Annotated in this window: 12 protein-coding genes; all 12 read right to left on the bottom strand. The window is 45.5% G+C overall.

The genetic code is table 11. From position 1 onward, the window contains the following. Positions 1-219: 219 nt before the first annotated feature. Positions 220-543 carry a nitrous oxide-stimulated promoter family protein gene (locus tag K6C05_RS09340; protein ID WP_296734003.1) on the bottom strand — a complete coding sequence of 108 codons (324 nt, stop codon included), beginning with the start codon at positions 541-543 and terminating at the stop codon, positions 220-222. Between the two features lie 290 nt (positions 544-833). Beyond that, entirely contained in the window at positions 834-2549 is a 1716-nt protein-coding gene (locus K6C05_RS09335; RefSeq protein WP_296734001.1) for a phosphoethanolamine transferase, read from the bottom strand. Between the two features lie 11 nt (positions 2550-2560). After that, positions 2561-3292, bottom strand: a complete 732-nt coding sequence (locus K6C05_RS09330; RefSeq protein WP_296733998.1) for a 7-carboxy-7-deazaguanine synthase QueE — start codon at positions 3290-3292, stop codon at positions 2561-2563. 12 nt (positions 3293-3304) lie between these two features. Beyond that, complete coding sequence (queD, locus tag K6C05_RS09325; protein WP_296733996.1) at positions 3305-3682, bottom strand: 6-carboxytetrahydropterin synthase QueD; 378 nt, start codon at positions 3680-3682, stop codon at positions 3305-3307. Between the two features lie 65 nt (positions 3683-3747). Beyond that, positions 3748-5001, bottom strand: coding sequence for a glycosyltransferase family 2 protein (locus K6C05_RS09320; protein ID WP_296733994.1), 1254 nt, complete (start codon positions 4999-5001; stop codon positions 3748-3750). A gap of 39 nt (positions 5002-5040) precedes the next feature. Beyond that, positions 5041-5745, bottom strand: coding sequence for a CDP-diacylglycerol--serine O-phosphatidyltransferase (pssA, locus tag K6C05_RS09315; RefSeq protein ID WP_296733992.1), 705 nt, complete (start codon positions 5743-5745; stop codon positions 5041-5043). Then, positions 5745-6386 carry a phosphatidylserine decarboxylase family protein gene (locus K6C05_RS09310; RefSeq protein WP_296733991.1) on the bottom strand — a complete coding sequence of 214 codons (642 nt, stop codon included), beginning with the start codon at positions 6384-6386 and terminating at the stop codon, positions 5745-5747. The genes pssA and K6C05_RS09310 overlap by 1 nt, the downstream gene beginning before the upstream one ends. Positions 6387-6521: 135 nt before the next feature. After that, a complete protein-coding gene (locus K6C05_RS09305; RefSeq protein ID WP_296733989.1) occupies positions 6522-7250 on the bottom strand; it encodes a WecB/TagA/CpsF family glycosyltransferase in 729 nt (242 codons plus the stop codon). A 126-nt stretch (positions 7251-7376) separates the two neighbouring features. Beyond that, positions 7377-9176: an aspartate--tRNA ligase gene (gene aspS, locus K6C05_RS09300; RefSeq protein ID WP_296733986.1), complete on the bottom strand. Its 1800-nt coding sequence runs from the start codon at positions 9174-9176 to the stop codon at positions 7377-7379. 124 nt (positions 9177-9300) lie between these two features. After that, positions 9301-10551 (bottom strand): histidine--tRNA ligase, encoded by a 1251-nt coding sequence (hisS, locus tag K6C05_RS09295; RefSeq protein ID WP_296733985.1) that lies wholly within the window; start codon positions 10549-10551, stop codon positions 9301-9303. Between the two features lie 43 nt (positions 10552-10594). Beyond that, entirely contained in the window at positions 10595-12088 is a 1494-nt protein-coding gene (hemZ, locus tag K6C05_RS09290; RefSeq protein ID WP_296733983.1) for a coproporphyrinogen dehydrogenase HemZ, read from the bottom strand. After that, positions 12078-12542, bottom strand: a complete 465-nt coding sequence (locus K6C05_RS09285; RefSeq protein WP_296733981.1) for a transcriptional repressor — start codon at positions 12540-12542, stop codon at positions 12078-12080. The genes hemZ and K6C05_RS09285 overlap by 11 nt, the downstream gene beginning before the upstream one ends. Positions 12543-12872: the final 330 nt, after the last annotated feature.

Raw genomic sequence — 12872 nt, 5'->3', positions numbered from 1 at the left:
AATTTCTTCTACAGTATCCTCAATCACTCTGCTCATTCACATTCCCCCTTTTGATATCCGCATAGCGATGATTGTAAATTTTAAACATAAGACAAAAGAGCGGGTTTGCACCCACTCTTCCAAAAATTACCTCACTATTTGTCTTTAGTCTATCACATTACAAAGCCATTGTAAACCACAAATTTGATAAAACCCTCTTTTTTCGGCTTTTTCCGCCAACTACAACAGAAACCATTGAGCTATCTTGTTACGGATTGCCATTATTGGCGAATCAAGCAGCATCTTCGAAGCGCTGTAATTCATGATCGCCCTCATTTTCTGACGCCTCTTGGGAGCATAGCAATGAGTTTTACAGTTCCCACATGATACCGCTTCTCCCCCCCGTGGACAAAGAGCAATCCTCTTTTTCACATAGTCCAGCATATCCTGACATTCAGGACATAAGTTAGTCCCATCAGTTTTATGAATATCCCTGCAATATATATTTATCATTTCAGCTATAGTCTCAAGCTCCTGTTCTTTTTTATATTGAATTTTGTCCATTGGAGCACCTCCCGAGACCAAAAAAATTATACCAAAGCAACCGATGGAACAAAATACAGAAGAACAGCTTGCCTAACTTAATCCATATTATTCCCTCTTTGTCTATAATTTTACTCTAAAAACCATGATTTGTTTAGATATGACAGGCAATTCTAACGCAAGTTTAATTTTTTAATCAAATCTTAATCTTCACATAAAATAATGTCCATCCCCAAAACACACCCTATGAAAACGGATATTCCTGCCAAACACAAAAAAAGAGGGAGCCATGCTCCCCCTCTGTCGTTCGGTTATTCAATTCCGGCAAGGATTTCCTTGTCATAATCCCTGTTGTCAAAAAATCTTGGCCGGGATCTGTCAAAGGAATAATTTATTATGCTCCTGGCAGGATTAAATTCCTTGGTATAAATATCAGCTATATCCAATACAGTATGAATCATATCATCTGTCATATATGGATTGGATACGGCCTCCTGCATCATCTGCCATTTTTCAGGATGATTCTGCTTGAATTTTTCTGATACCCACATAACCAACGGGACCTCAATCATGTGCCGGCTCGGATTTTCCTCAATATGGCCATTGATGCCACCTTCATCATACACTGCTTCACCATGGTCAGGCAGATAAATAACGATGGTATCTGAATTGGTTTCCCGGAATTTGTCAATAATACCGCTGACTATATAATCATTGTAATATATGGCATTATCATATTGGGCAATGACCCGCTTCTGATCATCAGTATTGTCAGTAGGAATGTCCTTTTCAGAGAACTTGGTAAACTCATAAGGATACCTGTTGTAATAAGCCAGATGTGCTCCCATAAGATGAATGACATAAAAATTCTTGTTATCGTCATCCTCGGCTATTGCATTGTCCACCAACGGGAACAGCTCACCATCTACACGACCCTCATCCTCCTTGGAGTCCCTGATCTGAGTGAAATGGCTCACATCACTGTGTGCTGCATAAATCTGCGCCACATTTCCCCAGATACCTGAGCTTTCCTGATTTGAAAGCCAATGCGTCTTGTAGCCGGCAGTATTCATTATATCAATGAGATTATGATATTCATACCATGGCTTGTCCGCCTCGTGGTTACAGAAGGTAAATATCTTGCTCAGGGAAGCCACCGTGGTGGAATGTGCACTTACAACATCCCTGAAATATACAATCTCACCTTTTTTGTTCAGCTCGTCAAGATTTGGAGTATCCGGGATATTGTAGCCATACAGGTGCATATGGTTTCTGTTGGTTGATTCTCCCAGGATAAATACAATATTGGTAATTTTGCCATCATTTCTGGTCAGCTCAATATTAGCATCCAGCTTGGCCTGAAGCTCCTGATAAGCGACATGGTTTTTCCAGGCCGTATTCACCGCTCCCATAAGTCTGGTAACAGGTGTCAGGGAATCTCCGCCAAACATGATACCCGGATAGGCTATGCACATGTATACCGCGTAGGCCACAGCTACTGAGCCCACAATTCCCGACAACACCTTTTGGGAAAGCACATCCACCTGTGCCTTTTTCCATGGCTTGTATTTCACTGTCAGGTACAGCATCGCAATCAACAGCAGCGCCAAAAAACCTCCGCTGAGTCCCACAAAGGTCCTAAGGAATTCTACTGCCTCCTTGGGATTGGTCTCAAAGAGGGAATTGATGGTACCAATTCCCAGCAAGGCATTATACTGATAAAGCACAAAGCCCTCTATTACAAAAGCAACAAACATAATGACAGCAAGGCCATAGCGTATCACCTGTGATGCCTTTGGGACAAATAGCCATCTTGTAATAAATGTAAGAAACAGGGCTGCCAGCAGGCCGGCAAAAGCCATGCTCATTACCAGATCAACCTTGCCCTCATGGGCCCATTTGATCACCTGGGTAGAACAGCCCAAAATCCAAAATACCATCCACCAGCCAAAATCCTTGTGAACTAAATCTGCCACATCCTGCAACAAAACTGAAATGTTATCAAACATATTATGTTCTTTCAACATCAAAGCCTCCCTTACAGCTGATTCATCATCCGATGAGTCTGGGGTATTATTCTAACATCCCTTAAGGTTTCCAGGGCCTGCTGCTGCAATTCAAGCATTACATCCGGCTCTGCGGGCACTGCCCCATTCAGTGGGGTTACCGGCTGCAGGATCAAAAGAATATTAGGATCCACCTCAGCAACCAGATTTACTGCCTTCTGAAAATCATCCATATTAATATCACCGGAAATCACCAGTTTGACATATACATCCCTGGCAGCTGCCAACTCCAAAAAATGCCGGTGTTCCTCCCAATGAGGAGTCCCAGTAGCCTGCGGCAGCTTAATATCCATGCTGATAATATCCACCATATCAATGATTTTTGCCAGCCTGTCGGGCAAAGTTCCATTAGTTTCCAGCATTATCCTGTTGTCCACCATAGGCAGGAGCTCCTGCAAAAAGGCCGACTGCAATAAAGGCTCTCCACCGGTAAAGCTGATGGCCTGATGCGGCACTTCACTGTTAAACCTGTTGATATACGCTGCCACCTCCGCAGGTGAAAGGGGATTTATGGCCTCGGAAAACTTCCGTGACCCGGGAGCAGTTTCTATTGAACACAAAGGATGAGTCCCCGGTGCATTTTCAGTATCACAATAGCTGCAGGACAGATTGCATCCTTCAAACCGTACAAACAGCTGACGGCATCCAACATACCGCCCTTCCCCCTGTACAGAGGAAAAGATTTCAATAATATTTGCATCCATTAAACTAATTCCTCAATCCAATGTATAGATCACCGATGATTTCGGGGACTCCCATACCTGTACATACTTCAGTTTAACATTATCATCGAAGAAATCAGCCTTGGCCATTTCTTCAAATACATACTGGGCAAGATGCTCAGCCGTAGGATTATTGCCTCCAGCAAAGGCCGGCAATTCGTTGAGAAACTGATGATCCAGTGTCTCCAGCAAATCCCTGAGCCTTCCCTTGACCACCTTAAAATCTACCAGCATTCCCAGCTCATCCAGCTTCCTGCCGGTGGCAGCCACCTCCACAGTCCAGCTGTGACCATGTAGTCTATTGCATTTTCCATTATATCCAACAATGCGGTGAGCAGCTTCAAACTCCGCCTCAACATGAATTTCAAACATATATACACCTTCCTCAAAACATCAAGAAACCCCTTCAGTGCAACAGCAATAAAGGGGTAAGACAGTCATTTTCTTCCACCGATAAACTGGTCATAGCTGACCGCCTGCGTATGCTTGGTATGTGCCCATTCATGCTCATTGCGGTGGATCCAGCCCAAAAATACGATCGGCAGCCAGGAGTAAATAAACACCTGATAAAGAGGTATATAAAGCCAGGCCTTCCACTTGGCCCTCATCTTGATGAGAATTATCATCGGCAGAATATACTGAATGATCGTAATAGCTGTCATCAGGTGGGACGGCATAAAGGCGTAAATACTGGTATATATCTGCTGCCCATATATCTGCTGTATGTAACCCATGATAATGAAAAATGCCGTAAATATGAGGAAATATGGTTGTATCAGGTACAGGCAGCCATCCAATATCGGGATACTGCGCTGTTTGATGCCTTCCTTAAGCAGCTTTGGAATAAAACGATGCGCCACATCGAACTGCCCCTGGGCCCAGCGTTTTCTCTGATACCAGGACTGCATAAAGGTCAATGGTTTTTCGTCATAAATAATAGCATCCACTGCCCAGGTGGTCTTTATCCCCTCCACCAGTGATTTCATGGTGAATTCCATATCCTCTACCAGACAGTTTGCGCGCCAGCCATGGCGTTTCAGAACTTCCGTTGTAATACACATGCCTGTGCCACCCAATACGGCAGACAAGCCCAAATTTGTCTTGGCCTGATGAATAAGGTAATCAATTACCCAAAACGACAGGGCAAAAGTAGCAGAAACCCAGGAATCATATGGATTCTTGGCATCCAAAAAGCCCTGAACGATCTTGGCACCCTTCATGAGGTGATGGTTCATTTCAATCAGGAACCGAGGATGCACCAGATTATCAGCATCAAAAATACAGACAGCATCGTAAGGTCTGTCCATATCCTTTTCCATATCAAACAGCTTTGCAAACATCCAGTCAAGGGCATAGCCCTTGGTTTTCCTCTCAGGATCAAAACGCTCACATACTATGGCACCCGCCTCCCGGGAAACCCTGGCTGTCTCATCGGTACAGTTATCAGCAATAACATATATATCGTACAGCTCTTTAGGATAATCCATTTCCTGAAGATTTTTCACCAGATGGGCTACAACAGCCTGTTCATTATGCGCAGCAATCAGACAGGCAAATTTCTTCTCCGGTGTGGTGATTTTCTTTTCCTTGAAGACCACCAGACCAAAAAATCCAATAATAAAGAAATATATAGTGAAGCAAAACAGAAAAATCTGTAATGGAATCATTATTATATCAAGTGGATAAAACATTTAGTTGCTTCTCCTTTAAGAAAAGTGTATCCGAAAATCTTACTTTCCACCAGAAAGCAGATTTAAGCCATGATTTACTATACCAAAAACAGCGTAGGCTGCAAAGATGCCAAACAATACAGCGTAGCCAATTCCATCACGCCCCAGCCACAGTATGAGCACAAAAATCACAGCTGCAACCAGCTTGGCCAAAATATTCATCCGCTCGCCATCCCCCTTAAAATCAGGGTAATGAACAGTGCTGACCATGAGATAGGCAACCACCATTACAATCACCGGGTAGGCATAGGATATTTCATCCAGGTTATAGCCCACAGCATTAATAAGCAAGGTGGAAGTAGCAATAAGACACCCACCGGCTGGTATAGCCAGTCCCATAAAATATCCGTGAACCACTGTGGTATTAACATTAAAACGGGCCAGGCGCCACATGCCACAAAGGGCAAAAAATATTGCTGCCACGCCACCAAATATACCAAAATCAGCCAGCTGCAGCTTGTAGGCCAACATAGCCGGTGCCGCACCAAAGGAAACGAGGTCACAAAGAGAATCCATTTCCTTGCCAATCTCACTGCTTACATTGAGTGCCCTGGCGGACCTGCCATCGAGGCCATCAGCTACCAAGGCCAACAAAATACAAATTGCACCAACGGAAAGACAGCCGTTAAATGTTGATATGATAGAACACATACCAAATACCAGATTCATTGAAGTCAATCCATTTGGAATAAGCGATTTATTCATCAGTCCTTTATCCTCCCCACAACGGTCTCGCCGCCACGCACTTTATCACCTTTTGTTACAAGGACCTCCACATCCTTTGGCATAACGATTTCTGTACAGGAACCAAATCGGATCAGTCCATAGACCTGTCCCTTTTCCATCCTGTCATCCAGGGTAACCCAGGAAACTATCCTGCGGGCCAAAATACCGGCTATCTGAGTCACAGTGACCTTCAGACGGTCATTTTCTATTCCCAGCATGTGACGCTCATTTTCAAAGCCCACCTCATCCTTGTATGCCGGGCGGAAACGGCCACAGACATATTTCTGGCATTTTATTTCACCTTCAATAGGACTGCGGTTGACATGAACATTAAACACTGACAAAAATATGATAACCTTGGTACATGGTCCCTTTATAAACTCATCATCTTCAAGGTCGACAACATCCTGAACGGTACCATCTGCCGGTGAAACAATCAGACATGGATCTTCGGGAATTTTACGCTTTGGATTGCGAAAAAAATATGTAAAATAACATGCTAAAATAACCGGGGCTACTGCACCCAATGGTCCAAAGGCAAATGCCAGGACAACGGCCAGGGCCAAAGCACCGAATATAAAAATATATCCATCACTGACCAGAGGAATACGATTCACCATCAGCACCTCCACAATAGTAATTCTATAACATACAGGGGAAAATCGTAAGACAAATTTCACCTGATAAATAACAAATTAAATTATACAGCCATTGTTCAAATTTTACCATAGGCAAAATAATACAATATCGACTTATTATTTTTTGCTGCCCATAACCTTGAACACAAATTTAGGCAGTGCCATCAGCCTGCCAATCCTGCTGGGCTGCTTCAGTCCACGGAAAAGCCATTCCAGCTTTGCCTTCTGCATCCATTTAGGGGCCCGCTGAACAATTCCCGCCATTACATCAAAAGAACCACCTACCCCGATGGATACCGGAACCGCCAAATCCTTTAGATGGGCATAAAGCCACTTTTCCTGCTTGGGAACTCCCAGGGCTACCAGCAAAATATCCGGCTTGGCAGCCTTTATATCTGCTATAATGCCCGGTTCGTCCTCTGCCGTAAAGAATCCATTGCGTGTTCCCACTATCTTAATTCCGGGATACCATTCCTCGGCCTTTTTCTTGGCCATATCTGCCACCTGGGGAGCCGAACCAAAAAAATATATTCTGTAGCCCTTGGCAGGAGCCTCCTTCATGAGCTCCTGAGCCAAATCATACCCGGCTACTCGCTCCGGCATTGGATGACCGAGATAATTTGCGGCCCATACGGTACCGGCACCATCCGGCACGACTAGATCCGCAGCGTTCAAAATATCCTGTAGCTCCTGATCATAGGTGGCCCTCATTATCATTTCAGCATTTGCCGTAGCAACAAGGGAGCTTTTTCCATTTTTTATAAATTCCCCTATCCTGTCTACAGCCTCACCCATTGTCAGTGAATTAACCTTTACACCGATAATGTCTACCTTTTCCAATGACATTGTATGCCTCCTGATATTCATACCTGTTTTGCAAAATTAAGCCCCGGCGCAACCGGAGATCATATATGAACAAGTAAAAGGGACCGCTGATAGCCAGTCCCTTAACTTTTTATTGCATCACAAGAATTAATCTTCCTTGTTCTTTTTCTTTACATGAGTACGGATTGACAATTCCCTGAGCTGTTTCTCATCAACTTCAGAAGGAGCCTGGCTCATAACATCAGATGCACTCTGAGTCTTCGGGAAGGCAATGACATCACGGATAGACTTTCTCTTGGCCATGAGCATAACGAGACGGTCAAGACCAAATGCCAGTCCACCGTGAGGTGGCGCACCATACTTAAAGGCATCCAGCATAAAGCCGAACTTGTCATGAGCAGCCTCCGGAGTCAGGCCAATAGCCTCAAATACCTTCTCCTGCAGCTCGTTCTGATAAATACGCAGAGAACCGCCACCGATCTCAACGCCATTGAGAACCATATCATAAGCAATGGCCTTAACCTTGCCAGGATCGGTAGTAAGATACTGGATATCCTCATCACGAGGTGCAGTGAACGGATGATGCATGGCCTTCCAACGCTTGTCCTCTTCGCTGTACTCAAACATTGGGAAATCAACAACCCAGAGGAAGCTCAGCTTATCTGGGTCAATGAGGCCACGACGACGGGCCATCTCAAGACGAAGCTCGCCAAGAGCCTGAGCAACTACCAATGGCTTATCAGCAATAACTAACAGCAAATCGCCGGTCTTGGCACCAGTTGCCTTCTTGATTTCCTCAAAGGTTTCGTCAGAATAGAACTTCTTGAACGGGGATTTGATCCCCTCCTCAGTGTACTGAATCCAGGCCAGTCCCTTGGCCCCATAGCCCTGAACATACTGTACCAGGCCATCCAGCTCACGGCGTGGAATATTGGCATAATCCTCTACATTGATGACCTTTACCTGTCCGCCGTTTTCCAGTACAGAAGCAAATACCTTGAAATCAGAACCCTTAACATATTCGGAAATATCCATGAGCTCCATACCAAAACGAAGGTCAGGCTTATCAGAACCGAAGCGGTCCATGGCCTCATCCCAGGTCATGCGCAAGAAAGGCGCAGGAATCTTGGTATCAAGAGCCTTCTCAAAAATCTCACCCATCATGCCTTCCATCATGGTCAGGATAGTCTCCTGATCGATAAAGGACATTTCGATATCCAGCTGAGTAAACTCAGGCTGACGGTCAGCACGCAGGTCCTCATCGCGGAAGCAGCGTACGATCTGGAAATATTTTTCGAAGCCGGAAAGCATGAGAATCTGCTTATAAATCTGTGGAGACTGTGGCAGAGCGTAGAATTCACCAGGGTTGAGACGGCTTGGCACCAAGAAGTCACGGGCTCCCTCAGGAGTGGACTTACAGAGCATTGGAGTCTCAATCTCCAAGAATCCGTTTCTGTCAAAGTAATCACGCATAACCTTGGTCACACGATGGCGGAGCATCAGACATTTCTGCATCTCCGGACGACGCAAGTCAAGATAACGGTACTTCAGGCGAAGCATCTCATCCACCTCGATACCATCCTGAATATAGAATGGAGGTGTCTTGGCCTTGTTGAGGATACGAAGCTCTGAAACCACTACCTCTATTTCACCGGTCTCCATGTTTGGATTGATGGTCTCCTCGCTGCGGGCACGGACATTACCCCTTACAGCCAGAACAAACTCACTGCGGATAGTCTCAGCCTTGTGGAAAGACTCCTCACCAATAGCAGCCTCATCAAATACGATCTGAACCAGTCCGGAACGGTCACGGAAATCAATAAAAATCAAACCACCATGATCGCGGCGACGGGATGCCCAACCACAGAGCACTACCTCACTGCCAACGTTATCCTTACGCAGTTCACCACAGTGATGAGAACGCTTCAAACCTTCCAAAGTATCCATATTAATTATTCACCTCATAAAAATTAAATTGCTGTTTATCTCATTTTATCCGCGATCCGGGCAAATACCCATATCCCCGGATAAACCAGATTCAAATTTCTGGAGTACAGAGCCCCTGCCGATTTCATTTCAGCCTGCCAAGAAGCTCACCGAAAGGAACCTTTTCCTGTTCACTGCCGGCCATATCACGAAGCATTACCACTCCCTCAGCGAGCTCATCCTCGCCCATAATGGCCGCATATTTTGCTCCCAGCTTATTGGCCTGCTTCATCTGCGCCTTCATACTGCGCCCGGCATAATCCACCGCTGCGCTGAAGCCTGCATCACGAAGCTCCATAACCAGCCTGAAGGCTTCCTCCTGAGCCGCCTCACCCAGCGCAACCACATATACATCAACACTGCGGTTTTTGTCCGGCAGCAGTCCCTGTTTCTCCAATGCCAAGAGCACCCTTTCCAGCCCTGTGGCAAAGCCCACGGCAGGAGTAGGATTGCCTCCCATCTCCTCAATAAGGCCATCGTAGCGGCCACCACCGGCCACAGCACTTTGTGCACCCAATGGCGGGTACTTTATCTCAAAGGCCGTTTTGGTATAGTAATCAAGGCCACGGACCAGTCTGGAATCCAGGGAATATTTCACCCCGGCCCCGGTAAGATGCTTCTGCAGCTTCTGAAAGTGGTCGCTGCACTCATCACAGAGACAATCAGTGATTTTAGGAGCCTCTGACATATATGACTTAGCCGCATCCTTCTTGCAGTCAAGAATTCTCATTGGGGCCCGCTCAAATCTGCTCCTGCAGTCCTCACAAAGATCATCCAGCTTGTCACGGAAGAAATCCTGCAGCATGGTACGATACTTTGCACGGCAATTCGGACAGCCCACAGAATTTATATACAGCTCCAGGTCGTTCAGTCCCAAGCCCTGCAGCAGCTTCATTGCCAAAAGGATAATCTCGGCATCCACAGCAGGATTGGATTCACCTATGGCCTCCACCCCGAACTGGTGGAACTCCCGCATACGCCCGGCCTGAGGTCGGTCATACCGGAACATGGACCCGATATAAAACAGCTTGGTCAGGGAACTATCAGCATAGAGCTTGTTCTGCAGATAAGCACGGACAGCAGAGGCTGTATTCTCCGGACGCAGGGTAATACTTCTGTCACCCCTGTCATTAAAAGTATACATCTCCTTGTCAACTACATCCGTGCCTTCACCTATGCCGCGCTGAAACAGCTCAGTGTGCTCAAACATGGGTGTCCTGATTTCCTGGTAGCCAAAGCGTCTGCACAGGGAACGGATATGTTCCTCCACAAAAAGCCAGTCCTCAACAGTATCCGGCAAAATATCCTTCGTGCCCCTTGGAGCATTTGTCAACATATTATACAAAACCTCCTTTGCCTCATAAGAAGCAAGGTATTAATCATACAGGCTCACCATAGGCCTCTGCCAGCAGTGATGCCCTTTTATCAATGTAAATATCAATATCCCTGAGGTAAGTAATCAGATCCTTGGCATTAAAGGCCGATTTCAACCTCTTTTCGCGAAAATTAACTATCTTGCTGGTAGCAGCACCACCAATACCCAATATTGTCTGGTGCTCCTCCATTATCTGAATATTGTACATGCTCTCCGCTCCCTCGCGGCAGCAGCCAACATTTTCCAGCTGGCCACTCATATATCCCTGACGATACAGGTAATACGGCTTCATGCCAGCCTTATCTATATAGTCCATGGCCTTTCTGAACATTGCCCTGCAGGTGCTGTCATCAGGAAGCTCATAATCCTCCAGATTCATCTTTAGCCTTGACCCTCTTTTAAGGGCCAGGGAATGCAGGGTAATATCATCAGGGCCAAGAGCCACTATCTTTTTCATAGTATCTTCAATATCGGCCACCCCTTCACCAGGAAGGCCAATGATGAGATCCATATTTATTTCAGGAATACCTGCGGCCCGCAAATCACCAAACATGGTGACAATGGCCTCCGGAGTATGGTTCCTGCCGATGCGCTTCAGGGTGCGCTGCTGCATGGTCTGAGGATTGGCACTCACCCTGGTGACCTTCATATCCACCATAGTCCGAATCTTATCAGGAGTCATGCTGTCCGGCCTCCCTGCCTCCACGGTAAACTCAACAGTATGCTCACCAAAGAAAGCATCCCGTACAGCCGTAAGCATCTCACGAAAATACCTGTCCGGCAGGCTGGTGGGTGTACCTCCCCCCACATATATGGATTGCACCTTAAAGCCATATTCTGCCACAGCTTCCCTGACAGCCTCCAGATCCTTATAAAAAACCGTCATAAACCTGTCAAGCTCTTCATTCTTGGGAAGGAGATTGGCAGGAAATGAGCAATAAAGGCATCTGCTGAGACAAAATGGAATCCCCACATATATACTAATTGTCCGCTGGTCAGTCTTTGCCAAAAAAGGCTGCTGGCGAATAGCCATATCCACAATGGTAACAGCCTTCTCCTCACTGGCCTCATAATCCAAAAGCAGCCTTTCGATTACCTGTTCCCGGGACAATCCACTATCCAACAGGCGGTGAACAATCTTGGTAGGCCGCACCCCATGTAGTATCCCCCAGGGAGCCGCCTCAAAACCAAACTGCTTTCTAAGCAGCTGATAAAGATTCAGCTTAATAAGCCGGTGCTTACCTGCTGCAAATCTTTCATCCTGTCGACCGGTGCTGGTCTGACTGATATGCACCCTTTCACCATCTGTGGCAACCATGTCAATAACAGTCTCCACCACCGGCACAGCCCCTGGCTGCAGATTATTTTCTATATCCAGCAAATCCCAGTCGTAGCCTTCCGGACATCCCGTCTCAATCTTAAAAAGATTGAGTACCTCACGGACTACCTTTACCACCACCTGGTCATCACTGTTCAATTTAAAATCCTTAATTTTCAAACTTTTTGGCACACTCCTGGCAATAACCATAGAATATAACCTGATGATCCAATATACGGAATTTACACTTCTTGGTTATTTTTTCTTCAAGCCCCTCCAGCATATCCTCAGAGAACTCTATGACCTTGTCACAGTTTTTGCAAATGAGATGATGATGCTGATGAGCATTTGGCTCAAACTGCTTCAGCTCATATCTGGCACGCTTTTCACCAAATTCCATTTTTTGCAGAATCCCCATTTCCGGGCTGCACATCAATTCAAGAGTACGATAAACCGTAGCCAGACCAATATCATATCCCTTATCCCGCAGAATACGATGTACTTCCTCTGCACTAAGATGCTCACCGGATCTGTTGAGAAAAACCTCCAACACATCCTGTCTTTGGTGGGTGAGCTTATACTTGCTGTTTTGGAGTCTAATTTTAAGTTCTTCTATGCTAAAACCATCCTGCATATGTATTCCTCCTCCAATATATATCAAAATCCCGACATTACTCTCCCATCGTACACTCAATTACTATATTATAGCAAAAGTTCAACAAGATTTCTACCGCTGTGAAATAAAATGGAGCATAATATAAAGGATATATAAATTACCTTTGAAATACAGCCATATTAATCTTTGAAAAAGAAAAAAACTTTTTAATTATAACGAGCTTTAAGATGTCCCCTTCCTCTTTAGGTGGGGGAAAACAAACTACAACAGCTGGCGAGCATATCTCCCAGCTCGTTGAAACGCTAATTGGAAGATTTTTCTTCTAAAGAAGAAAAATTTGAACAATGG

It is taken from the genome of Anaerovibrio sp. (assembly GCF_024697385.1).
Lineage (GTDB): Bacteria > Bacillota > Negativicutes > Selenomonadales > Selenomonadaceae > Anaerovibrio.
This window is presented reverse-complemented; position numbering and strand designations above follow the sequence as displayed.

Coding starts and splice junctions, on each gene's coding strand:
- K6C05_RS09340 (WP_296734003.1), bottom strand. CDS start 543: ATGGACAAAATTCAATATAAAAAAGAACAGGAGCTTGAGACTATAGCT.
- K6C05_RS09335 (WP_296734001.1), bottom strand. CDS start 2,549: ATGTTGAAAGAACATAATATGTTTGATAACATTTCAGTTTTGTTGCAG.
- K6C05_RS09330 (WP_296733998.1), bottom strand. CDS start 3,292: ATGGATGCAAATATTATTGAAATCTTTTCCTCTGTACAGGGGGAAGGG.
- queD (WP_296733996.1), bottom strand. CDS start 3,682: ATGTTTGAAATTCATGTTGAGGCGGAGTTTGAAGCTGCTCACCGCATT.
- K6C05_RS09320 (WP_296733994.1), bottom strand. CDS start 5,001: ATGTTTTATCCACTTGATATAATAATGATTCCATTACAGATTTTTCTG.
- pssA (WP_296733992.1), bottom strand. CDS start 5,745: ATGAATAAATCGCTTATTCCAAATGGATTGACTTCAATGAATCTGGTA.
- K6C05_RS09310 (WP_296733991.1), bottom strand. CDS start 6,386: ATGGTGAATCGTATTCCTCTGGTCAGTGATGGATATATTTTTATATTC.
- K6C05_RS09305 (WP_296733989.1), bottom strand. CDS start 7,250: ATGTCATTGGAAAAGGTAGACATTATCGGTGTAAAGGTTAATTCACTG.
- aspS (WP_296733986.1), bottom strand. CDS start 9,176: ATGGATACTTTGGAAGGTTTGAAGCGTTCTCATCACTGTGGTGAACTG.
- hisS (WP_296733985.1), bottom strand. CDS start 10,551: ATGTTGACAAATGCTCCAAGGGGCACGAAGGATATTTTGCCGGATACT.
- K6C05_RS09285 (WP_296733981.1), bottom strand. CDS start 12,542: ATGCAGGATGGTTTTAGCATAGAAGAACTTAAAATTAGACTCCAAAAC.